Below are 23,219 nucleotides of genomic sequence, written 5' to 3' on the forward strand. Positions count from 1 at the left end.
AGGACTGACGTCCGCTAACCCGGGGGGACCATAGTGAAGTATCCAGGTTTGAGGCGCCGCCGCATCCGCGGTTTGGCGGCGGCCGCACTGCTGCTGGCGATGGTCGCGACAGCCTGCACGCCTCCGGAGTCGGAGCAACGGTCCCAGGGGAAATACCCCTGGCACACAAACATCGTGGCCACCACCTTCTGGGTGGGCGAGGTCTTTGACCCCAACGCAGCGGACGGCAGCCAGGTCTTCTCCACCTACGACTCGAAGTGGATGGACAGTTACGGCGGCTGTGACGGCCGGGTCACGGCAAACGGCTGTGAGACCGAGGCTCGGTCGGGCTCCAACGGCTTTGCCCCCACCGGCATCAAGCCCAAGGAGAACCCTTTCTACCTTGACCTGCCGTATGACGACATCAACAACGCTGCCGCCTTCCGTGAACGGGCAACGGTCATTCCCTGGGCAAACGACGAGGGATACAAGGGCCAGGCCACCAACCGCTCCTTCAGTTACATGAAGAACCGCTGGGTCAAGATCCGCAAAGACGGCAAAGAGTGCTACGGCCAGATCCAGGATGCCGGCCCGGGGGAGTACCAGGACAAAGAATACGTCTTTGGGTCGAACGACGCGCGGCCGGTCAACAAGAAATTCAACGGCGCCGGAATGGATGTTTCGCCTGCCCTCAACGGCTGCCTGGGCTTCAGCACCCTCAACGGGGAACAGGACAAGGTGGACTGGCAATTCGTGGAGCAGCAGGATGTTCCGCCGGGCCCGTGGCTGGACGTGGTCACGACCAGCCAGGTGAAGTGAGGGTCAGCCCATCCTGCCGGGGAGTCCGGATCCCAGGAGGTCGGAGAACCTGGAGCTTCCCTGGTCCACGCCGCTGCAGGTAAAGCTGGCGGTTTCCCCCTGCTCACTGGAAGGACAGGGCGCATCCCGGTTGAGCGACCACATGGACAGGCGTTGGATCTCCAACTCCACCGCGTAGTCCTTCAGTTCCCGTGCCGCGTCCAGGCCGAAAATCTCGCCCGGCAGGTCGTTGCGGCCGATCATCGGAGTCAGCCCGATCTTCTTCCACACCTGTTCGCGGCTGAGGTTGATCCCGGCACGCTGGTAGATGATGCCCAGCTGGTCATGGGTGGCAGCCGCTGCGGCCTGGGCGGCCTCCAGCATGCCCTGTGAACTGCCCCGGCTGGCCCCGTAGTTCATGGTCATGATGTTGACGCCGGACAGCTCAACGCCTGCCTGGAGCATCTGCTCCGCAGCGGCTATGCCGGCGTCGGTGAGTCCACGGGGTGAAGCCGGAAGGGTCAACCAGACGGCGAGCTCCTTGCCGGACGAATTCCGGTCCCCCTGCAGGGCGGCAATGGCCCTCGCCCGGCGTTCACCGCCGGCCTGGTCAATGAGATCAGCACCCTCCAGGTCGAAGTCGATGAAGGCAGGCTCGTAGCGTTCAACGACGTCCCGGTACGCGGTACGGAGCTTCCCTTCGTCCTTGCACGTGGTGGCCAGTTCGCTGTTCCGGGCCCCGCCAAAGGACACGGCAGCAGATCCGCCGCGCGAGCGAAGATCGGAGATGCGCCGTTCCAGGCCCAGAGCGGTATTTGCTTCCTCGAGCCCGTAGCTGGCGCCCCAGCTGGGCACGCAGAGGTCCTGGGGGGAGGCGACGAGGAACGCCAGCACAACGTCCTTGGTGCCGGACGTGGCGGCTTGCTCGAAGGCGTAGGGCGGCGAGACCGTCACGTCGACGTACCCGGCAAACCATGTGGGTTGCGCCGTTCCGGTGGCCAGGCCGGAGCGCCAGGCCCAAAAAAAGATGACGCCGGCGAGGATGGCGGCTATGGCAATGCCTGTCATCAAGGGCGACGAGGGCTGAGGCAGCTGAAACGTCCGGCGGGCGCGGGACCTGCCGGGAACCGGCGGCGGAACGGCCTCCGGTCCCGGCTCCTTTTCAGCCGTGGCGGCCGGCTCCGTGCCGCGGTTTATGGCTGTCATCCGGTTCCCACGCCCCCCTCTGGTTTACTTAGACACCATTTCACCACGGCATGCCTGCCGGTGGCTCCTGTGGGCCCGACAAGGCGGGTGTGTACGGGTCCGCAACGAGTACCGAACCGGGTAACGGGCGAGTGGCGTTAGGCCCATCCGGCTCACGCTGAAGGGAAAGACGGGTAGGCACCACTCGTGCCGCCGGGGTCCCCGCTTAATAGGCTTTGGATGTCGGATAGATACGGAGTTCCGGGGGAGAATCGGGTCTCACAATGGGAATGGACGCACCTTTGCGGGCGAAAGCACGCAACCTTACCCTTGGACGGCAGTCCGCGACGGCCATGGCGGCAGGAATGCCCAAGCCAGCGGAACCAGCCGGTGACTTCTCTCCCAATTCTGCCGATACAGCTGCCGCGAGGCAGCCAGCCCTGGCGCACAGGCCCGGGGCCCGTGAACGGGGGTCGGTGGCGAACAAGCCTTTGAGACCAAGGCTTCCCCCCAGTCGTCACCGACCCCTTCAAGGTGTCAAACAATGAAGCACTGCGGCCTGGGGGGATCCTCTTGCGGCCGGGCGATACGGATGTAAGAGGGGATATCTGTCATGAGCCAGAGGCATGAACTGCCGGGGGAGCAGGGCGGTCCGCCCGGGCCCGGTTTGACGAGGCAGCGCAAACGGACAACGCTCTGGGCGGTCTCCTGGCTGGCCGGGCTTGCACTTCTGACGGGGTCCGCCGCACTGGTACCCAAGGACGGCCCGGCGCAGGGCCGCGACGCTCAGGGCCCCCTGAAGAATTTTGCGGCACCAGTGGACACCAGCCTTGCGCTGACCACCGTCACACTGACGTTCGACGGCGGCAGGGCCAGCCAACTGGCCGCCGCCCAGACCCTTCGAAGCCATGGATTGCGGGGGACGTTCTTCGTCAACTCCGGCTTCTTGGGGGCGAAAGACTATATGACGGTGGAGGATTTGCACGCGCTGGCCGCAGACGGCAACGAGATTGGCGGCCACACGGCAACGCTCGCCGACCTGACGGCGCTCGAACCTGCTGAAGCCACCCGACAGGTCTGCAATGACCGGACCAACCTCACTGACTGGGGCTTCAAAGTCACATCCTTCGCTTATCCCTTTGCCGCAAAGTCGCCGGCGGCCGAGGCGATGGTGGCCGGCTGTGGGTACAACAGCGCGCGCAGCCAGGGCGATCTCCGCAGCCGGCTGGGGTGCGCCGATTGCGCCGTGTCTGAGACGGTTCGGCCGGCCGACCCGTTCGCCACGAGGTCGACGCCGGAGATCGGTTCTGGGTGGACCCTCTCCGACCTTCAGCAGTCAGTGATGGATGCCGAAACCACCGGAGGATGGGTGCAGCTGGGCTTCTACGACGTCGATGACAGCGGCAGCCCCCGGTCGGTGAGCCCCGCGCTCTTCAACGACTTCGTCGCGTGGCTGGTGACGCGAACGGACGAGGGAACCACAGCCATCCGCACCGTGCACGACGTCGTTGGCGGCGGGGCAAAACCCGCAGTTCCGGGACCTGCAGCGCCGCCGGCACCGCCGGGCACCAACGCGCTACGCAACCCGGGACTGGAAACAGCCGGAAAATACGGCCTTCCCGAGTGCTGGCAGGTTTCCTCCTACGGCGAGAATTCACACGTCCTGAGCACGCTGACTCCCGGCCGTTCCGGCACCGTCGCGCGGCGCCTGGACGTTACCGGCTACGCATCCGGGGACGCGAAGCTGCTGCCTGTCATGGACCTGGGGGCGTGCGCACCGGGCGTAGCCCCCGGTCACAGCTACACTCTTCGCGCGTGGTACAGCTCCACTTCATCCACGCAGTTCGAGTTGTATTACCGCAACAAGGTTGGCACCTGGACCTACTGGACAGCCAGCCCATGGTTTCCCGCCAGCGATGCCTACCGGCAGGCTGAGTGGACTACACCACCGGTGCCGGCCGACGCCGTCGGCATCAGTTTTGGCTTGAATCTGTTCAGCGACGGGGAGCTGGCCACAGATGACTACGAGATGTTCGACACGGGGGCGCCTCCCGCCCCGTAGGCCCCGCCCGTTGCCAGCGCAGAAGCTCCACGGGCTCGAAAAAAGAATCGAGTCGATTCCCATGAAGTTACCAACTTCCGGGCGTTTAGCATGGCAGATTGACCCTGGCCCCGCACTGAAGGGGATCAGGAGGCGGACGCGGAAGGCTGTGACGGCGGTGGGCATTGTGGCCCTGGCCTTGACCGGCCTGGCTGCGCAGGCATTACCGGCGCAGGCAGCGGCACCCACTGTTGTGTCGTTGACGTTCGACGACGGCAATGCCGACCAGTTGGCTGCGGCCCAGATCATGAACACCTACGGTCTGGACGGAACGTTCTTCATCCCTTCCGGGAACATCAACAATGCCGGCTACCTGACAGTGGCGAATCTCCAAGGCCTTGCGGCCAGCGGCCACGAGATTGGCGGCCACACCGTGACGCACGCCGATCTCACCACCCTGCCCGCGGACGAGGTCACCCGCCAGGTATGCAACGACAGGGTGAACCTGGCCAACTGGGGTTTCCGTGTCACCAGCTTTGCCTATCCGTTCAGCGCCGTTAATAGTGCCGTCCAGACGACTGTCAGAGACTGTGGTTATAACAGCGCACGTGCGCTGGGCGACATTCAATCCCGCTTTGGCTGCTCGGGGTGCGCCTGGGCGGAAACCGTTCCACCGCTAAATCCGTTCCGCACAGCGGCTTTGGACCAGGTGGACAGCCCCTGGACCCTGGCTGATTTCCAAAATAGCGTGACCAGGGCCGAAAGCGTCGGCGGGTGGGTTCAATTCACCTTCCACCACATCTCGTCTACACCCGGTCCGCTGACCATTAGTCCCACGCTCTTCACTCAGTTCGCATCCTGGCTGAAGACCCGGCCGGCCACAACAACGGTCAAGACGGTGGACCAGGTGATCGGTGGAACTGTAAAGCCTGTTGTCTCCGGCCCGGCACTGCCGCCGCCGCCTTCGAGCGGCAACCTGGTAAAGAATCCCAGCCTCGAGACGCTCGCTAGCGGTGTGCCCCAATGCTGGCAGGCGGCCGGCTACGGCACGAATACACGGACATTCACAACGGTGAGTCCCGGCCGGACCGGATCTGTGGCAGAGCGCCTGGTGGTGTCAGGCTACGTCAACGGCGATGCTAGATTGCTGCCGTCCCTGGACCTCGGCGGATGTTCGCCGGCGGCAACGCCCGGGCACACATACAACTTAGGCGCCTGGTACAAGTCCACCGCCAACACCCAGTTCGCGCTCTACTACCGGACAGGCCTCGGGTACTGGGTCTACTGGACTTCGAGCCCGTGGTTCGGACCCGCCACGACATTCCAAAGAGCCAGCTGGACAACCCCCGCCCTGCCTTCCGGCGCCAGCGGTATCAGCTTCGGGCTTAACCTCTTCAGTAACGGGACGCTGACCACGGACGACTACGAAATGACCGACACCGCATCGTCCACACCTCCGCCTCCGCCACCGCCCGCCGGTACGAACCTGGTGCAGAATGCCAGCCTTGAAACGGCGGGCAGCGGCACAACGCCGCAATGCTGGCAAACAGCAGGGTACGGCTCCAACACGGCCTCCTTAAGTACCGTCTCAACCGCCAGGACCGGGACAAAGGCAGAACGTCTGGTGATGACCAACTACGTCGACGGCGACGCTAAACTCCTGCAGACACTGGACTCCGGTTCATGCGCACCGCCGGCGGTCGCCGGCCACACGTATTCGCTCCGCGCCTGGTACACCTCGACGACGGTGACCCAGTTCGCCGTCTACTACCGGAATTCTGCCGGAACCTGGGTGTACTGGACATCAAGTCCGTGGTTTGCTGCCGCCGGTTCCTATACGCAGGCGAGCTTCACCACCCCCGCGTTGCCCTCCGGCGCAACCGCGATCAGCTTCGGGCTGAACCTCTTCAGGAATGGCACGCTCATCACGGATGACTATGCCATGTACGACACGATTGGAGCGCCGTCGCTGTGATAGCCGTATACATCGTCCTTGTCCTTGGAATCAGTACGATCTTCTGGTCATTCGTTGGATTGCTGCGACTGGCCAATGAGCAGTACACGCGCCGGATCACGCTGGGCCCGCCACTGAGCGGGCGTATGCTCGGGCTCCTGCAGCGCTGGCCGATGGCCAACCGGATCGGCCATGGCGTCCATGGCGCCCACACGTTGCCGGCGCCGCGGGCACACCGGGGCCAGATCCAGCGGGAGCATGGCCGCCACCGGGCCAGGGACCCAAGGATACTGCCCGCAAATGTTGCCGTGCTCATAGCTGCCCACAACGAAGCCCTGGTCATCAGGGAGACTATCCGGGCCGCCTCGGCACTGGTGCCGATCAGGAACATCCACGTGATCTCGGACATGTCCACCGACGACACCTCCGCGATTGCCCGCGCCGCCGGGGTCAAAGTCCTGGATCTCGAACCCAATAGGGGGAAAGCCGGCGCACTGGCCGCGGGGATCGCATATTTCGAGCTGTGCCGGAAGTTCAAAGTAGTGATGCTGCTTGACGCGGACACCCGGCCCACCGCGGATTACCTGGAGACCGGGCTGCCGCTCTTCCTTGATCCCTCCGTGGTGGCCGTGGCCGGCAGGGCAAAGTCCATCATGACGCCGCCGGCACCCACGGTGCTGGGCCGATTCCTGGTGGCCTATCGGGAACGCCTGTACATCGTGGTGCAGCTGCTGCTGAAATACGGCCAGGCGGCCAGGGGCGCCAACGTCGTCTCGATCGTGCCGGGCTTCGCCAGCATGTACCGGACAAGCGCCCTCGCGAAAATCAAGGTGCTGGCACCGGGGCTGGTCATCGAGGACTTCAACATGACCTTTGAGATCCATGCCAAGAAACTCGGACGGATCGCGTTCCACCCCTCGGCCGCCGTGGCCTACACCCAGGATCCGGACAACCTGCAGGACTACACCAGGCAGGTCCGGCGTTGGATCCTGGGCTTCTGGCAGACGGTCCGGCGGCACCGCCTGCAGGCCGGTAAGTTCTGGTTTGTGCTGGTCTTCTACATCATCGAACTCGTTGTCAGCTGCCTGTTCTTCGTGTTGTTGATCCCGGTCTTCCTGCTCTCGCTGGTGGCGTCCATGCAACTCCAGGCCTTCGGTGACAACGGCGAGTCGTTCCTCTACCTGTCCGGACTCATGCGTCCGCAGGACGTCCTCCTGGGTGTCCTCATTCCGGACTTCCTGCTCACCGTGATCGCGGCTCTGGCCCTTCGCCGTCCGGGCATCCTGCTGATGGCTCCTTTCTTCCCGCTCATGCGCATCCTCGACTCCGTCATCTGCCTCATGGTGCTGCCCCGGGCCTTCTCCGCGGCCTCATCGGGCGTGTGGGTCAGCCCGATGCGGCGCATCCAGGGTGAAGGCCTTGAGCTGGAAGAGGCAACGGCGGGTGCCGGCATCACCCGATAGTGCAGAAAACGCCCCTTCCGCCGGACACTGTGGTCCGGCGGAAGGGGCGTTTCTTCGTACAGGGTTCCTGCGTACAGGGTTTCTGCTTACAGACGCGTGCTGCTTTTTACCAGCTGACACCCGAGGTGGTTTCGACGTTCAGCCACGGCCCGGCGGGAACATTTGCGCGGTCAACAAACCTCCACGAGACGTGATCGCCGCTGCCATCCAGTTCTGCGAAGCCGAGGCAGCCGTTCAGGGCAGGGGAAACATCCATTCCTGCGCCCTGCGTGCCGTCGGCGGAGAAATCGGTGTTTGCGGGGCGCGCGTCGGCGGCACCAAAGACGTAGTTCGCGTCATGGTACTCGGACCCGCTGGAAGGACCGGCGTCCTCAATCTGTCCGTAGCACACGTTGCCGTTCGGACCGGTCATCTGGACCCACCGGTTCTTCATGTACGAATAGCTGCCGTCCGCGCAGTGGTCGACGCCCGTGGCGGCGTTGTCCGCGGCGGCCCAGGGGATGACCTGGCAGCGCTGCTGGAACGCGACGCTGTCATTGACGTCGTCGTAAGGCAGGTCAAGGTAGAACGGGTTCTCAAGCGGCGCGGGCTGGTTCTTGGGGAAGTACCCGTTGGAGGCATCGCGTGCTTCCGTGGCGCAGGTGAACGAGCTTCCCGAGCCGGAGCTCACACCATCGCACCCGCCGTAGATGCTGCCGGGGCAGCCGGAAGCGGTGGCGGGGGTAGTGCCTGCGTTGACGCCGGTGTGCTTGAAAGCCCACTGGCCGTTGTACGTCGAGCAGACCTGGGAACCGTCTGCAAGGTTGGCGTTGAAGATTTCGCCTACCCAGAAAGTGGTGCTCACGACGTTGGTGTGCAGCGGGTACTTGCTGGCTGCCGGTGCGGCTGCGGGCTCAACTGCTGCTACGGGCTCAGCTGCAGCTACTGCCAGCGGTGCGGGAGCCGCGACGGCAGGTTCGGGTGCGGAAACTGCGGCGGGCGCAGGTTCCTCGACAGGGGCAGCAGCCGGCGTCGAACTGGGTGATGCCTTCGGCGTTACCTGCGATGCTTGTGCGCTGGCTGACGAAGGGCTGGCAGAGGCCGACGGGCCGGGAGCCGATTGCGCGGCGCAGCCTGCGGTCAATACTCCGATGAGGAGGATCAACACAGCCATGATGGGCGTGGTCATGTGTTTCATTTTTTTTGGGATACATATCTGTTGGGGACATTAACAGGGATGGCAGGGGCCCAAAGAGGGCACGCCAAGCACGGGTCATGACCGCCAGATCGGCGCAGCAGTGGCCGCGCCCAGAATCGATGCTGATAGTGAAATCAGCTGAGCCGCTTACTCCCCAGAAGCAGCCAGCGGGACCGTCAGGAGACCCGTAGAGACCGTAAACACCCGCTCTACTTTACACGGATGCCTGTGAGTAGCCTGAACGGACCTGAGAGCAGTGGTCCGGCATTTTCGAGTAGTCACTACTCACGCCAGCGCGAGGGGTAGCTAGGTAGCGTAGGAGTTGCTAATGCCGGCATGGTTGGGGGCGGTCCGGAACTCCACGCTCCGCGGCTAAGGAATCGACGCAACCATGGACGTTAGGGCAGGAAACTCACCTTTCCCCCCGGTCATTCGAGTGGCCGAACTGCGGGCCGTTATCAGTTCGCTCTCCGGTTCGGAGAGTTCGGGCGTCATCGTTACTGGCGCTGCCGGCTCGGGCCGGACCATGCTCCTTGCCGCCGCGGCGGAGGAGCTCTCCGGACAGCTCACCGTCATGGTGCACAGCATTCCCCGGTCCTGCCGCGGGATGAAGTTCGGCATCGGCAGCGTGCTGGCTCCGGCGTTGCCCGCAAATGCCAAGGTGTCACCCCTGAATATCGTCCGGGCCTGCCGGGATGCACTCCGCAGCCAGGACCCGGGAGCGAACGGAATCCTGGTGGTCCTGGACAACGTTGACCACCTGGACGGAACATCGCTGTGGGTCCTGAACCAGCTCCTCGCAGAACCGGACATCAGGATGCTGGCAAGCCACCGCTCCGACCGGCAGCTGCAGATGGAGCTGATGGAATCTGTGGTGGCCCGGCAACTGTCCATCGTGACACTGGAGGAGCTGACACCGGACCAGCTCCGGACGTTCCTTGAGCACCGGCTCCCCGCCCGGCCCGTCCCTGCTCTGGTGCGCGACATCCATGCTGCCTCGGCCGCCAATGCGCTAACTGCCAGCTGGCTGATGGACGAAGCATTGGCGGACGGCCGGATTGCGGAGCGGGACGGCGCCTGTAGCCTGGTCCGGCCGCTTGACCCTGTGGAAGTGCGCCAATTCGACCTTGCCCGGCGGCGGATCGAAGGGCTTCCGGCAGTGCAGCGCCAAGTGGTTGACTTCCTGGCCGCCGCGGATCCGGCTCCGCTGTCAGGCCTCGCCCGGGCCGTGCCGCCGGACGCCTTGGCCGCTCTGGAACGGCGCAACGTCATCCGGCTCCAAATCAGGAGCGACGGCGGGGCCGACGTCACCCTGAACCACGAGGTCGAGGCCAGCGCCGCGCGGCATTGTCCGGGCGGTGCAGGGCCGCTGGACCTGCACACCGAAGTGCACCTGCGCGGCCGGGGGCACGGCGCCTCCGGGCGGGCGGGGGAGGAACCGCTGTGGGATCTCTTTCGGCGGGTTGATGCCGCGCTGGATGCCGGCACCGCGGTGGCGGACCTGGACCTCCTGGCCGTGGCAACCATCGCAAACAATCTCTATGACAGCGACCGCGCCCTGAAGGCAGCCGAATCGGTCAAGGCACCGGAACTCCAGCTGATGGCGCAGACGGAAGCGGCACGGGCGCTGTTCCATTCCCACCAGTACGGCCGGAGCGCCGAGGTTCTCCGGGGCGTCGTGGAGACCACCCCGGCAGTGCTGAGCATCGAGTTCGCCCGGGCAGTCGGCCTGCTCCTCCAGGCACTTATACCCATGAATCCGGGCCGCAGCACACTTGAATCCGTATTGGACGGTGCAAGGCGGCGGCTGACCATGGCGGCCGCCGCCTCCGTAGGTGATACGGCCGCCGAGACATACCAGAATGCCGTCCAGGATGAGCTGGACGTCCTCCAGCTCTATCTGGAATCGCAGGAGGGAAACTGGCCCAGCCCCGACGGGGAGCTCTTCCGCCGGCTTTGCCCGCCCGGCTTCTGCGACGGCGGCCGTCCGGGTCCTGAGGACTCGCCGGGTACCCACGCCGGCATCCTGCTTCTGGCGCTGGCTTCACAGGGCCTTTCCGCGCGCGGGAAGTCCGCGGACGCCGTCGAGCTTTCCACCCGGGCGCTTAGCGCCGTGGAGCGCCTGCCGCGGTGCAGCGTCGACTTCCACTCCACAGTGCTGACCATCCATGCCTCTAACCTGACTCGGATGGGGCAGGGCCCCGACGCCGGGAGGTCGGACAAACTCCACGGGCGGAACAAATGGATGACTTACCCGGGCGGCCCGCTGCAGCTCTTCCGGGCCATGATGTTTTGCCGGCGGGCTGCCGGGAGCGCCGACGAGCGCACGTCCGGGGACGTGGCAGCCGGGGCCACCGGGGACCCTGACGACCTGCTGGCACTCACCCTGGGCGCGCAGGCGACGGCGGAGTGGCTGTCCTGGGACCTGGCTCAGCTGCCCGGCCCCGGCTTTGCACCCGCAGAGGACCGGGCGGAGGACCGGGCGGAGGAACGAACGGAGGAACGGGCAGCGGACCACCGGGCAGCGGACGGCCGGGCAACGGACGGCGGCGTCGCGGCCAGACTGGCTGAAACCTACGCCTCGGTGGCGCGTCCGGCCGTTACCGGTGCAGCCGGTCCGCCCCAGCGGACGCCCCGAAAGCCGGCCATGGCAACAGGAGGCGGCAGGGGCCGCAGGGCACGTGAACTGCTGAACCTTGGAGCCGCGGCAAGGCCGGAAGGGGCGGTATTTGAACAAACGGCAGACGGGCCGCCGGACTGGCGGTGGTCAAGTGACGGGAACAGCGGGCCGGAGCCCGGCGGCACGCAGGACTGGCTGTCCGATGGGCCAGGCAGCGAACCGGCACGCCGGACGGGCGCCGGCCACCGCGCCCCGTCCGGCAGGAACGGACCGGCTGCTGATGCCGCCAAGCTCTCCCATCGGGAGCGTGAAGTGGCGGTGCTTGTTGTCACCGGCATGGGGAGCGCACGCGTGGCGTTGGAACTCGGGATCGCCGTCAACACCGTGAACGCCCATCTGCAGCGGATCTACGGCAAGCTGGGGGTATCCCGCCGCCAGGAACTGGCTGAACTCTGGAATAGCCTGGACAACGCCGGGCAGTGACGGCGCCGGGCAGTGACGGCGCCGGACACTGGACAACACCGGGCACTGACAACGCCGGCGGAACCGGCGCCGGGCAATAGTGGGACAATTGAGGAGTAGCACCGCGGACGCAAGCGGTGTGCCTGCCCGTAGCGGAGAGCCGCCGGCAGGTCTTGCCTATCAAGGAGCTCCAGTTTGGTCATGGTATCCACTCCCGCTACCGCAGACACCCAGGTCGGGCTAAGTGATGTCGAAGTGCTGCGGATCCGCAACGACTTCCCCGTCCTGGACCAGGAAGTCAACGGCCGGCCCCTCGTCTACCTGGATTCCGGTGCCACATCACAGAACCCCAGAAGCGTGCTCGAGGCTGAACAGGAGTTCTACGAACTGAGGAATGCCGCGGTGCACCGCGGTGCACACCACCTTGCCGTCCAGGCCACCGACGCCTTCGAAGACGCCCGGGCCAACGTGGCGGGATTCGTAGGCGTGGCGGAGGACGAGCTGGTCTGGACGGCCAATGCCACCGCCGGACTCAACCTCCTCGCGTACGCGTTCTCGAACGCAAGCGTCGGTGCAGTCCGGGGTGACGCCGCCCGCTTCGCCCTCGGCCCGGGCGACGAGGTTCTGGTCACCGAGATGGAACACCACGCGAACCTGATTCCCTGGCAGGAGCTCTGCCGGCGCACGGGCGCCACCTTGAAGTTCATCCCCGTCGACGACGACGGCGCGTTGCGGCTTGAGGAGGCGGCGCGGCTGGTCACCGGGCGCACCAAAGTCCTGGCGTTCACCCACGCGTCGAACGTCCTCGGAACCATCAATCCGGTGTCCGAGCTCGTCGGGCTGGCCCGGGAGGCAGGTGCCCTCGTTGTGCTGGACGCCTGCCAGTCAGTGCCGCACCTGCCCCTGGACTTCAAGGCGCTGGACGTGGACTTTGCTGTTTTCTCCGGGCACAAGATGCTGGCGCCCACGGGGATTGGCGGCGTATACGGGCGACGGGAATTGTTGAACGCCATGCCTCCGTTCCTGACCGGGGGCTCCATGATCACCACTGTGACGATGGAAAAGGCCGAATACCTTCCGGCGCCCCAGCGGTTCGAGGCCGGCACCCAGCCCATCTCGCAGGCGGTGGCGCTCGCAGCCGCCGCCAACTACCTGCGCGAAACCGGCATGGAACGCATCGCCGGCTGGGAAGCGTCCCTGGGCCAGCGGCTGGTCACCGGGCTGAGCGCCATCGACGGGGTCCGCGTCGTGGGGCCCGGGGCAGGCGTGGAACGGCTCGGCCTGGCCGCCTTCGACGTTGCCGGCGTGCACGCGCACGACGTCGGGCAGTACCTGGACAGCATGGGTATCGCGGTCCGGGTGGGTCACCATTGCGCCCAGCCGCTCCATCGTCGGCTGGGCCTGACCGCCACCACGCGGGCGAGCACGTACTTGTACAACACCACCGACGAAGTGGACCTCCTGCTGGAGGCCGTGGCCCAGGTCAGGCCCTACTTCGGTGTCGCGGGCGCGGAGGCATCCAAATGAGCGCCCTGGATGCGATGTACCAGCAACTGATCCTGGAGCACGCAAAAGCGCGCAGCGGGTCCGACCTTACGCTTGATGAAGCCACGGCCATGCCTGACCAGGCGGGAGTGGGGCAGTGCCATCAGCTCAATACGGTCTGTGGCGACGAAATTACGCTGCGCCTGGAATTGGAGGCTGCGGGAAACCCGCCGTCAGTGAAAGGAATCCGCTGGCACGGTGACGGCTGCGCCATTTCCATGGCCTCGGCTTCCATATTGAGCGAGCTGTCCGAGGGGGCGTCGCCGGACGAGCTCAGCGAAATGATCGACCATTTCCGGGAGCTCATGCGGTCGCGGGGCCGGCTGGAGCCGGACGAGGAAATCCTGGCTGATGCGGCGGCCCTGGCGGGAGTGGCAAAGTACCCGGCCAGGGTCAAGTGCGCCATGCTGGCGTGGGTGGCTGCCGAGGACGCCCTGCGGCAGGCCGTAGCCACCAGCCGCTAGGTCTTGCCGGCCTCCGGATGCTCGTCGTCCGCGAGCGTGGAATGGTGCTGGACGTAGTCTTCGATGGCGTGCTCGGGGACCCTGTAGGAGCGGCCAAAACGCACTGCAGGGAGGTCGTGCGCCTTGACGAGGCGGTACACGGTCATCCGTGACAGCCGCATGACCTCTGCGACCTCGGAAACGGTCAGGAAACGGGTATTTGAAAAACCTTCAGCGGCCACTGTTCTCAGCTCTCCTGGGACGTAGTTCAATCCTGAGGACGTACTTCAATCCTGAGACAAACGTCGCTGAGCCGATCGCCGATCTTATGGCTACTTTATGGCATGGTGAGCTTGATGTGAAGAGCGCGCCGCAATGGGGATAAAGACAAGTAGTGACTACTCTAGTGGCGTGGAGGCAGGGCCAGTAGCGTCTATATATGGTTGATATCCAGGACGAAACGGAATGGCGGCAGACGCAGCACAGGATTCACAGGGCGGAAATTTTCTGCGTTGTAGCCCTCGTGGTGCTCACCGCGCTCACGATCATTGCCGGCTATTCCGACTTCGTCCGGTAATTCCGCAGGAAGCGGTGACCGGCCGCCGCAGAAAATAGAACTCCGACAGGTGGGGACCCGCCGGAGTTCTGGTTATGGTGCCGAAAATTCGAATATTAGTGGGGAAAGGCAACTATTACCCACGCGATAAGCCCCAATAGGGTGAGTGCGAAATACAACGACCAGTTCCTGCGGTCGATTTTACGGTGGCTTCCGTGCCAAACCCGTTCCATATCGTTCGCGTCCATATCAGGAATTTACGGCTTATCACATTCAGATAACAGCGTGTCCTCCACCTCATTTAGGCCCCCTCCTACTCCATTTGCCGCGGCTGCTACTCGAGTGGTCGGCTAACCGATCATTCCGGCGATGCCGATCGCTGCAGTAGCGGCGCCAAGGACCATCGAGATGGACACCAGGACCACGTGGACCGTGAGGAACCGGGTAGCTTTGCCGGCCGTGTCACGGGCGCGCGGGTCCTTCATGACCCGCTTGAGGAACTGGGGCCAGACCACCAGGGACCAGACACCGGCAATGATCAGGACCCAGGCCAGGGCAACGGGAAGCTGCACGGCGTTAGTGGCTTTCCAGCCAGGCCTGCGCCTGCTGTGACTGGATATTCAGGGCCTTGCCCACCATTGGCTCGGCAGCATCGGCAATCTTGCCGCCCAGGAACGGGACCGAGGATGTGACGTTGCCTTCAAGCTCAACGCGGGTGCTGCCGCCCTCGGCCACCAGCCGCTGCACCGCGGTGACGTCCAGCGGGGCGCCTGCGATCTTCAGGCTGATGTTGCTCTGCCGTGAGCCGTCGGCGGCAGGGGCCTCCCAGGTCTCGAGCTGGGTGACGGTGAGGCTTTCGCCCACGAATTTGCGGGCAATTTCCGGTAAACGGGTAGTGGGCAGCGTGCGCACCGAGGTGGTGCTGAAAGCGCCGGCAACATCGCCGTCGACCTTGAACGATTCAAGGGTTCCGCCCACCAGTTCACTGGTGTGACGCTGGAAGTCCTCATTGGCGAACACAGCCGTTACGCGGTCAACGCTGTGCGGCAGGGTGGTGGAAGCACTCAGTGCCATTGTTCCTCCATGTGGGTTGGGGGGTATGGGGGCATCGGTTTTTTGCCTCCCACATCCTATGTGGTGGACCCTGCAGACTCCGATTCGGCTTCGGCCAGCTTTTGCGCGGCGGCAGTGATGTTGTGTGACATGGCGGGGAAGATGACGCTATGAAACGGCAGCACGGCGAGCCAGTACAGCTTGCCGCTGAGGCCCTTCGGGAAGAAGATGGCCCGCTGCCGGTAGCGGCTGCCGCCGCCTTCCGGTTCCACCGACAGCTCCAGCCACGCCCGGCCGGGCGCCCGCATCTCGGCGCGCAGCCGGAGCAGGCGGCCGCGGTCGATCCGTTCGACCCGCCACCAGTCCACTACCTCGCCCTCGGCAAGCAGGTGCGGGTGCCGCCGGCCGCGCGCCAGCCCCGCACCGCCCGTGAGCTTATCCAGCCAGCCGCGCACGCTCCAGGCCAGCGGCAGCGAATACCAGCCGTTGCGGCCGCCGATGCCTTCGATGATGGTCCAGACGTGTTTCGGGTCCACCGGGCTGGAGTAGCTTCGCTCGTCGACGTACACCCGGTGCCCGGCCCAATCCGGGTCGCTGGGGAGCGGGTCAGCGTCCGCACCGGCGCTGGCCCAGGTCGTCTCCACCTGGGCGTCGCGTTCCTTGCCCAGGGCGAGGGCCACGGCGCGCCGGTACGGTGTCAGCCCGCCCTCAGGCAGCGGAATGTAGTCGTCGATGTCGTGCTCGCGAGCCACGGCGTCGTGCTGGAGCGATTCGACGAGCGGCAGCGACATGGACAGGGGGATGGGCGTAGTCAGTGCCACCCACATGCCGGCGAGTTTTGGTGCGGGAATGGGCAAGGCAAGCACCACGCGGTAGGGCAGGCCGGCCTCGGCGGCGTACTCCTTCATCATGCCCGCGTAGGTGAGGACCTGCCGGCAGCCGATGTCGAAGGTGCGGTTAATGTGCCCTTCCAGGGACGCTGCGGCAACGAGGTAGTACAGCACGTCCCGGACGGCGATCGCTTCGATCCGGTTCCGCACCCAGCTCGGCGCGGGCATGAGGGGGAGGGTCTCTGAGAGGTGCCGGATCATCTCGAAGGACGCCGACCCGGATCCGATCACCACTCCCGCCTGGAACACCACTGCGTCCACCGGACTCGCGAGGAAGACCTTGCCTACGGCTTCGCGCGAGCGCATGTGGGTTGAGAGGTCTGCCCCTTCCGGGTGCAGGCCGCCAAGGTAGACGATTCTCTCCACCCCGGCGTCTTCTGCCGCAATCGCGGCGGTTTCCGCCATGGCCTTCTCTTTGGCTTCGAAGCCGGTGCCGGTGGCCATCGAATGGACCAGGTAGTAGAGCACGTCGACGCCGTCCAGCGCCCCCCGGAGCATGTCGCCGTCGTCGAGGCTGCCCTGGATGACCTCCACCTTTTCCAGCCATGGGACGCCGGCGATCTTCGCCGGTGTCCGGACCACGACTTTCACCGTGTGCCCGGCTTCGAGGAGGCGGGGGACCAGCCGGCCGCCGATATAACCGGTGGCACCGGTGACAAGCACGGTTTTCGGGATGCCGTTCATGTGGATCTCCTTGGAACGAAAGCGGAGTGCGTCGGTGCACAGCCAGCTTAGCAATCCAAGTTTTTCCAAAGGCCGGTCATCAATGCTGGGGCCATTCAGGGAACCGAGCGACCACGTTGAGGGGGGAGCCGGTAGGAACTCGATGGAGGAAAAGTCATGGCTAAACATCGCAAGTCCCGAAAGGGGGCCAACATGCCCCGTTCGAAAGCTTCAGCCACAGCTGTAACTCGCAAAGTCACTGCGGGCGCGCTGGCCCTTTTGATCGGGGCGGGAGTTGTCCCGTCAGTGCTGGCACCAGCGGTCTCCGCGGCCCCGACGGGCCAGGGTTTCACACTCAATGCCGGCGATATGCGTTTCATTCTCAAGCAGATCAAAATCGCCGAAAACAATGCGACAAAAGAGGACGCGCAGGGAAATGATGTTCCCGGCCAGCCGCTCCTGGGTAACGGACCGAACCAGATTGCCAGCCCCCTGCTCCCCTATGGTCTCCGCACGGTGGACGGCACGGATAACAACCTGGTGGCCGGCCAAAGCGGCTACGGCTCCGCCAGCCGTGAGTTCCCCCGGTTGTCGGACCCGGAATGGCGCACTTCGTCCGGCGGGCAGAGCTACGAGTCCGTCAACGCTAACGTCACTGACAACGGCCCGCGTTTCGTCAGCAACGTCATTGTGGACCAGACCGCAACCAACCCGGCTGCCGTAGCCGCGGCGGGCCAGGCCCATCGCACGGTTAATGACGGGCCCACGGCTGTGCCTTGCGACGGCAACGGACTCCCGGAAAACTGCGTGCCTGAGGGGGAGACCCTGGACATTCCCAACGTCACCACGGACTTTGGTCTCTCCCCGCCGTATAACGGCATGTTCGCGCTGTTCGGCCAGTTCTTCGACCACGGCGTGGACTTCACCAAGAAGACCAAGAACTACGTCATGATGCCGTTGTCGGAGGACGATCCGCTCTACGTCCCGGGGGGACGCACCAACTTCATGCTGCTTAGCCGGGCCGAGAACCAGCCCGGTCCGGACGGCGTCCTGGGAACAGCCGATGACGAGCAGAACGGTACCAACACCGACTCGCCGTGGGTGGACCAGAGCCAGACCTACTCCTCGCACTCGTCCCACCAGGTGTTCCTGCGCGAATACACGCTCGATGAAAACGGGGATCCTGTCTCCACCGGCGAACTCATCGAAGGTGAACCGGGCGGTATGGCAACGTGGGCCCACATCAAGGAACAGGCCCGGACGATGCTCGGGCTCGAACTGTCCGACGTTGACGTAGCAGATGTCCCCAAGCTGGCGACCGACCAGTACGGCCGCTTCCTGCGCGGGCCGAACGGACTCCCGCAGTACGAAACCGCAACCGGGCGCGTGGAAGGGAACCTGGCCGCCCCGGTGGCTCCCCCTGCCAACGTGGAACGGATCGGCATCGCCTTCCTGGACGACATCGGCCACAACGCGGCCCCCTTCAACTCCCAGACCGGTGCCCCGCTGCAGCCGGACGATGACGCCGACGTCAATGACGTCAACCTGCCGCGGCCTGCGGGCCGCTACGACGACGAGATGCTGGACAAGCACTTCATCGCCGGCGACGGCCGGGTCAACGAGAACATCGGCCTGACGGCGATCCACCAGGTCTTCCATTCCGAGCACAACCGCCTGGTGGGCTATATGGAGGACCTTCTCACATCACAAAATCTGGACCTCAACGAATGGAAGCTCCCCAACGGTCAGTGGAATGGTGAGCGGCTGTTCCAGGCGGCACGCTACGTGACCGAGATGGAGTACCAGCACATCGTGTTCGAGGACTTCGCCCGCAAGATCCAGCCCGGGATCAACGGCTTCAACGTCTTCACGCAGTCCGACACCGGCATTGATCCAGCGATCAAGGCGGAGTTCGCCCATGCCACGTACCGGTTCGGCCACTCGATGCTCACGGAAACCGTTGATCGCAAGTTGAACGACGGCACGGACATCGGGATGCCGCTGCTGGACGCGTTCCTCAACCCGCCGGCGTACTACGAAAGCACGGCCGGCACGCTGACTCCGAAGCAGGCCGCTGGCGCCATCGCTATGGGCATGACGGACCAGGTGGGTGCCGAACTCGACGAATTCGTCACCGATACGCTACGGAACAACGTCCTGGGCCTGCCGCTGGACCTTGCCTCGCTGAACCTGGCCCGCGGTCGGGATACGGGCATCCCGTCCCTGAACAACTTCCGCGGACAGCTGTACGCGAGCACCGGCGAGTCCTCGCTGAAGCCCTACACCAGCTGGGTGGATTTTGGCCAGAACCTGAAGCACCCGGAGTCCGTGGTGAACTTCATGGCTGCTTACGGCTCCCACCCGACCATCACCGCCGCAACGTCGATCGTTGACAAGCGTGCTGCAGCGCAGCGGCTGTTCGACATGGACACGACGGACGCGTTGACCCCTGCTGACTCTTTTGAGTTCGTCAACAGCGCCGGAGCCTGGGTAACAGACCCCACCGGCCTGGACAACGTGGATCTTTGGGTTGGTGGCCTTGCGGAACGCCAGAACCTTTTCGGCGGACTGCTGGGCTCAACGTTCAACTACATCTTTGAACGCCAGATGACGGACCTCCAGGACGGGGACCGGATGTACTACCTGTCCCGCACGTCAGGGCTGAACCTTCGCACGCAGCTGGAAGGCAACTCGCTGGCCGAGCTCATCATGCGCAATACGGATGCGGAAGCCCTCAAGGCAGATGTTTTCGGCGTGGCTGACTGCGAGTTCGAGCTCAGCCGCATATCGGCAAGCACCGGAAACTCGGTTGCCGACGACCCGGTCTCCGCCTGCGACGAATCCGCGCTCCTGATGCGGATGTCGGACGGCACCATCCGGTACCGCGTCAGCAACACCGTGGACCGTCCGGGCCTCAACGCCCAGTCCACCTTCAACGGCACCGCCCTCGGTGACCGGATCTGGGGCGGCATCGACAACGATACGTTCTGGGGCAACGACGGCAACGACATCATCGAAGGCAACGACGGCGCCGACACAGTGCTCGGTGGCGACGGAAACGACCGGATCACGGACTCGCACGGCGATGACGTCCTGAAGGGCGGCAACGGAAACGACGCAATTGACGCCGGCCCCGGCCTGGACATCATCATGTCCGGAGACGGCGACGATTTCTCCAACGGCGGCCTCAACGGCAACGAGACGTTCGCCGGCGAAGGCAACGACCTGGTTCTCTCCGGCGACGGACCGGACACAGTGTTCGGTGGCGGCGGGGACGACTGGCAGGAAGGCGGCAACTCCAACGACCTGCTGCAGGGCGACAGCGGCGCACCGTTCTTCGACGACATCAACGCTCCCGGCCATGACGTCCTGATCGGCGATTCCGGCGAAGACGACTACGACGCCGAAGGCGGCGACGACGTGATGGTCGCCGGCCCCGGCATCGAACGGAACCATGGAGTGTTCGGCTTCGACTGGGTGACGCACGCACGGTCGGTCGAACCGGCCGATTCCGACATGCGCCAGATCATCGTCGACGGACCCAACGCACTGAAGGACCGCTTCCTCCTTGTGGAGGCCCTCTCGGGCTGGGACAAGGATGACGTTCTCCGCGGAGACGACGAGGTCCCCTCTGTTCCCAACACCGAGGTCAACGTGGACGGCCTGAGCAATGAACTCGACGCGGCCGGCATTGCGCGGATCAACGGCCTGGCCGACCTGCTGCCTGCAGGTGCCACCACCTTCGGAGCCGGCAACATCATCATCGGCGGCTCCGGGAGCGATCAGATCTGGGGTAACGGCGCCGATGACATCATCGACGGCGATAAGTGGCTCAACGTCCGGCTGAGCGTCCTCGATGGGTCAGACGGCTCCGAGATCAGGACGGTCACCTCGCTGACTGAGCTCCAGGCCGACATCATGGCCGGGACCATCGACCCCGGCAATGTGAGGATCGTCCGGGAAATCCTTTCCAGCCCGGGTGAAGCCGATATCGACACAGCCGTGTTCTCGGGGGCAATGGACGAGTACGACATCACCACCGTCAGCGGCGTCACCACCGTGGCACACACAGGCGGCAACGGCGACGACGGCACGGACCGGATTACCAACGTTGAGAGGTTGCGGTTCACTGACCAGACCGTGGACCTGACGGCACCGGTGGAGCCCGTTGTCGAGGCTCCGGCCGCCCCAGTAATCGGTGCAGCCATCGCTGGAAACACGACGGCAACCGTGACCTTCACGGCTCCCGCTGGTGAGTTCCCGGCTGACTCGTTCAGCGTCGTGGTCCGCGCCGGCACTACCGTGGTTCGCACGATCGAAGGTGTTCCTGCCAACGACACCAGCCTCCTGGTGGTGGGCCTGACCAACGGTACGGCCTACAACTTCCAGGTCCGTGCGGTCAACGCCGGAGGCGAGAGCCCACTGTCGGCCGCATCCAACGAAGTGACGCCAACGGCGCCGGTGGTTGTTCCTCCGGCGGTCTCGTCGTTCACGGACGTGGCCACCAGCCACACTTTCTATAAGGAAATCGCGTGGCTGGCCGAACGCCGGATTTCCGAGGGCTGGCCTGAAGCGGACGGTACGTTCACCTACCGGCCGTGGGCCAACGTGAACCGTGACCAGATGGCAGCCTTCCTCTATCGGATGAGTGGCACCACCGACTACACGGCACCTGCGGTCTCGCCGTTCACGGACGTGCCCACCAGCCACACGTTCTACAAGGAAATCTCGTGGCTTGCCGATCAGGGCATCTCCCAGGGATGGCCAGGCGCCAACAACACGGCGACGTTCCGTCCGGCGGATACCATCAATCGTGACCAGATGGCGGCCTTCCTCTACCGGATGAGCGGCACTACCGACTACACGCCGCCGGCGGTGCCTCCGTTCATTGATGTTCCTACCAGCCACACGTTCTACAAGGAAATAGCGTGGCTTGCCGATCAGGGCATCTCCAACGGTTGGCCCGAGGCTAACAACACGGCCAGCTACCGTGCCGGCGAGAAGATCAACCGCGACCAGATGGCCGCCTTCCTCTACCGGATGAGCAACCCGACGGCAGGCTAAAGGCGCTGACTGAGCAGGAGGCAGGTCAGTAACAACGCAGTAATCAAAAGGCAGGCTCCGGAGGACCCGGCGCCTGCCTTTTGCGTGTAGTCGCTTCACTTTCATCCCAACCAGGCAGCGCCTACCCATGGATCACTCCCGCAACAGAAACTACTTGCCTTAACTGTGCGAGTACTCAGTCACAGGCCTGCCGCTCCACCCACGGTGCGGAATGCTGTACGTATCTTTCCCGGAATCCAAAAGACAGGTATTTGGAACGCTTTGTGGGGCCATATCCAGCGTGTCACCGTGGATTTGGAAGGCCGGACCAGAAACAACGCACCGTTGCCTGGTCCCGCCGGAAGACGCATGGGGCGTTGACGTGGGGAAAATGGAGAACATCGTGGGGACAACTCCTGAATTATCAACATCGATATCTGTTCGATTGTTCGGAATGTTTGAAATCCGGCGCAACGGGGCGATGCTGGCCGCAGCCGACATGGGCGGATGCAAACCCCGGCACATTCTGGAAATCCTGCTGCTGAATTTGGGCAGCCCTGTATCCAAAAGCCGGATCATAGAAATTCTGTGGGGTTCCAGCGCCGGCGGCGGAACAACTGCGACGCTGGAGAGCTACGTGTGCGGCATCCGGCGGGCGATCCAGCCGGGGAACACCAGGAACGGCCCGCTCCGGACCGCCAACGGCGGCTATGTCCTGGACCCGGCGCTGGTGGACCTGGACCTGTGGACATTCCGCCGGCTGGTGCGGGATGCCGGCCAGGCAGCTCCCCGGGACGCCTATGCCCTCCTGACGGAGGCCCTGCGGCTATCCGCCGATCCGCTCCTCGGTTCGGAACTGGCCTCCGACTGGGCCGACGAAGCCCGAACCCGGCTCAGCGCCGAAAGAGTGGCCGCCCAGGTCCGGACCGCGGAAACAGCCGTCCTGCTCAACAGGCCTTCGGAAGCTGTCCCCTGGGCGGAGTCGGCGGTGGCGTCCGAGCCACTCAACGAACGGGCCTGGACCGTGCTGGTGACAGCCTACGAACTGTCGGGGCTCCCCGCCGAGGGCCTGTCTGCCTATGCGCGGTGCCGCAGGATATTGGACCGGGACCTCGGCTGCGCGCCGGGTCCTGCCCTGCAGGCCGCGCACCTGCGGCTCCTGCGCCAGCGGGCCGAGGCGGATGTGGAGCTGTCAGAAGCCCTGGCCGCCCTGCTGTACCTGGGCGAGTCAATGAAGGGAACCCGGCACGGGCAGGAGGCCGGCACGGATCCCGTGTCCACCCGCGAGAACGCCGGCCGCATTCTCGATTCTTTCCTGCAGCGCGCCAGGGCCGCGGTCTGACGCCG

General features: G+C 64.7%; 16 protein-coding genes. 10 read left to right on the forward strand and 6 right to left on the reverse strand.

What is annotated here, in order from left to right; translation table 11 throughout:
* Positions 1-48: 48 nt before the first annotated feature.
* Positions 49-798: a hypothetical protein gene (locus tag AC1MDG_RS06290; protein ID WP_479808180.1), complete on the forward strand. Its 750-nt coding sequence runs from the start codon at positions 49-51 to the stop codon at positions 796-798.
* A gap of 3 nt (positions 799-801) precedes the next feature.
* On the opposite strand, the gene AC1MDG_RS06295 is transcribed toward AC1MDG_RS06290, so the two are convergent.
* Positions 802-1,845, reverse strand: a complete 1,044-nt coding sequence (locus tag AC1MDG_RS06295; RefSeq protein WP_479808181.1) for a chitinase — start codon at positions 1,843-1,845, stop codon at positions 802-804.
* Between the two features lie 730 nt (positions 1,846-2,575).
* On the opposite strand from AC1MDG_RS06295, the gene AC1MDG_RS06300 reads away from it, so the two are divergent.
* The 3 genes from AC1MDG_RS06300 to AC1MDG_RS06310 all read left to right on the forward strand — a co-directional run bounded on the left by AC1MDG_RS06300 (position 2,576) and on the right by AC1MDG_RS06310 (position 7,420).
* Positions 2,576-4,024, forward strand: coding sequence for a polysaccharide deacetylase family protein (locus AC1MDG_RS06300; RefSeq protein WP_479808183.1), 1,449 nt, complete (start codon positions 2,576-2,578; stop codon positions 4,022-4,024).
* Between the two features lie 61 nt (positions 4,025-4,085).
* Complete coding sequence (locus tag AC1MDG_RS06305) at positions 4,086-5,978, forward strand: polysaccharide deacetylase family protein (RefSeq protein ID WP_479808184.1); 1,893 nt, start codon at positions 4,086-4,088, stop codon at positions 5,976-5,978.
* Positions 5,975-7,420, forward strand: a complete 1,446-nt coding sequence (locus AC1MDG_RS06310; RefSeq protein ID WP_043479531.1) for a glycosyltransferase family 2 protein — start codon at positions 5,975-5,977, stop codon at positions 7,418-7,420. Before AC1MDG_RS06305 ends, AC1MDG_RS06310 begins: the two co-directional genes overlap by 4 nt.
* A gap of 106 nt (positions 7,421-7,526) precedes the next feature.
* Here AC1MDG_RS06310 and AC1MDG_RS06315 read toward each other — a convergent pair whose 3' ends face one another.
* Entirely contained in the window at positions 7,527-8,588 is a 1,062-nt protein-coding gene (locus AC1MDG_RS06315; RefSeq protein WP_479808185.1) for a hypothetical protein, read from the reverse strand.
* 400 nt (positions 8,589-8,988) lie between these two features.
* Between AC1MDG_RS06315 and AC1MDG_RS06320 the strand changes: the two genes are divergently transcribed.
* The 3 genes from AC1MDG_RS06320 (at position 8,989) to sufU (ending at position 13,688) form a co-directional block, all read left to right on the forward strand.
* A complete protein-coding gene (locus AC1MDG_RS06320; RefSeq protein WP_479808187.1) occupies positions 8,989-11,700 on the forward strand; it encodes a LuxR C-terminal-related transcriptional regulator in 2,712 nt (903 codons plus the stop codon).
* 174 nt (positions 11,701-11,874) lie between these two features.
* On the forward strand, positions 11,875-13,206 hold the full coding sequence (locus tag AC1MDG_RS06325) for an aminotransferase class V-fold PLP-dependent enzyme (protein ID WP_479808188.1): 1,332 nt from the start codon (positions 11,875-11,877) through the stop codon (positions 13,204-13,206).
* Positions 13,203-13,688 (forward strand): Fe-S cluster assembly sulfur transfer protein SufU, encoded by a 486-nt coding sequence (gene sufU, locus AC1MDG_RS06330; RefSeq protein ID WP_479808190.1) that lies wholly within the window; start codon positions 13,203-13,205, stop codon positions 13,686-13,688. The genes AC1MDG_RS06325 and sufU overlap by 4 nt, the downstream gene beginning before the upstream one ends.
* On the opposite strand, the gene AC1MDG_RS06335 is transcribed toward sufU, so the two are convergent.
* Positions 13,685-13,909, reverse strand: coding sequence for a helix-turn-helix domain-containing protein (locus AC1MDG_RS06335; RefSeq protein ID WP_011691098.1), 225 nt, complete (start codon positions 13,907-13,909; stop codon positions 13,685-13,687). The genes sufU and AC1MDG_RS06335 overlap by 4 nt on opposite strands.
* Positions 13,910-14,106: 197 nt before the next feature.
* Between AC1MDG_RS06335 and AC1MDG_RS06340 the strand changes: the two genes are divergently transcribed.
* Positions 14,107-14,244: a hypothetical protein gene (locus AC1MDG_RS06340; RefSeq protein WP_160292483.1), complete on the forward strand. Its 138-nt coding sequence runs from the start codon at positions 14,107-14,109 to the stop codon at positions 14,242-14,244.
* Between the two features lie 329 nt (positions 14,245-14,573).
* Here AC1MDG_RS06340 and AC1MDG_RS06345 read toward each other — a convergent pair whose 3' ends face one another.
* From AC1MDG_RS06345 to AC1MDG_RS06355, 3 genes are read right to left on the reverse strand one after another with little or no spacing between them, the layout of a single operon-like run.
* A complete protein-coding gene (locus AC1MDG_RS06345; protein ID WP_479808191.1) occupies positions 14,574-14,795 on the reverse strand; it encodes an SCO4848 family membrane protein in 222 nt (73 codons plus the stop codon).
* Positions 14,796-14,799: 4 nt separating this feature from the next.
* A complete protein-coding gene (locus tag AC1MDG_RS06350) occupies positions 14,800-15,297 on the reverse strand; it encodes a DUF2505 domain-containing protein (RefSeq protein ID WP_043479547.1) in 498 nt (165 codons plus the stop codon).
* 56 nt (positions 15,298-15,353) lie between these two features.
* On the reverse strand, positions 15,354-16,850 hold the full coding sequence (locus AC1MDG_RS06355; protein WP_479808192.1) for an SDR family oxidoreductase: 1,497 nt from the start codon (positions 16,848-16,850) through the stop codon (positions 15,354-15,356).
* Between the two features lie 348 nt (positions 16,851-17,198).
* On the opposite strand from AC1MDG_RS06355, the gene AC1MDG_RS06360 reads away from it, so the two are divergent.
* Positions 17,199-21,893, forward strand: a complete 4,695-nt coding sequence (locus AC1MDG_RS06360) for a peroxidase family protein (RefSeq protein ID WP_479808193.1) — start codon at positions 17,199-17,201, stop codon at positions 21,891-21,893.
* Positions 21,894-22,326: 433 nt separating this feature from the next.
* Entirely contained in the window at positions 22,327-23,214 is an 888-nt protein-coding gene (locus AC1MDG_RS06365) for an AfsR/SARP family transcriptional regulator (protein WP_479808194.1), read from the forward strand.
* Positions 23,215-23,219: the final 5 nt, after the last annotated feature.

The organism is Arthrobacter sp. AIWTK1 (genome assembly GCF_056680535.1).

What these genes read in the sequence shown, in the direction of transcription:
- AC1MDG_RS06295 (WP_479808181.1), bottom strand. Translation starts at nt 1,845, where the DNA reads ATGACAGGCATTGCCATAGCCGCCATCCTCGCCGGCGTCATCTTTTTT.
- AC1MDG_RS06300 (WP_479808183.1), top strand. Translation starts at nt 2,576, where the DNA reads ATGAGCCAGAGGCATGAACTGCCGGGGGAGCAGGGCGGTCCGCCCGGG.
- AC1MDG_RS06305 (WP_479808184.1), top strand. Translation starts at nt 4,086, where the DNA reads ATGAAGTTACCAACTTCCGGGCGTTTAGCATGGCAGATTGACCCTGGC.
- AC1MDG_RS06315 (WP_479808185.1), bottom strand. Translation starts at nt 8,588, where the DNA reads ATGACCACGCCCATCATGGCTGTGTTGATCCTCCTCATCGGAGTATTG.
- AC1MDG_RS06320 (WP_479808187.1), top strand. Translation starts at nt 8,989, where the DNA reads ATGGACGTTAGGGCAGGAAACTCACCTTTCCCCCCGGTCATTCGAGTG.
- sufU (WP_479808190.1), top strand. Translation starts at nt 13,203, where the DNA reads ATGAGCGCCCTGGATGCGATGTACCAGCAACTGATCCTGGAGCACGCA.
- AC1MDG_RS06340 (WP_160292483.1), top strand. Translation starts at nt 14,107, where the DNA reads ATGGTTGATATCCAGGACGAAACGGAATGGCGGCAGACGCAGCACAGG.
- AC1MDG_RS06350 (WP_043479547.1), bottom strand. Translation starts at nt 15,297, where the DNA reads ATGGCACTGAGTGCTTCCACCACCCTGCCGCACAGCGTTGACCGCGTA.
- AC1MDG_RS06355 (WP_479808192.1), bottom strand. Translation starts at nt 16,850, where the DNA reads ATGAACGGCATCCCGAAAACCGTGCTTGTCACCGGTGCCACCGGTTAT.
- AC1MDG_RS06360 (WP_479808193.1), top strand. Translation starts at nt 17,199, where the DNA reads ATGCGTTTCATTCTCAAGCAGATCAAAATCGCCGAAAACAATGCGACA.
- AC1MDG_RS06365 (WP_479808194.1), top strand. Translation starts at nt 22,327, where the DNA reads ATGTTTGAAATCCGGCGCAACGGGGCGATGCTGGCCGCAGCCGACATG.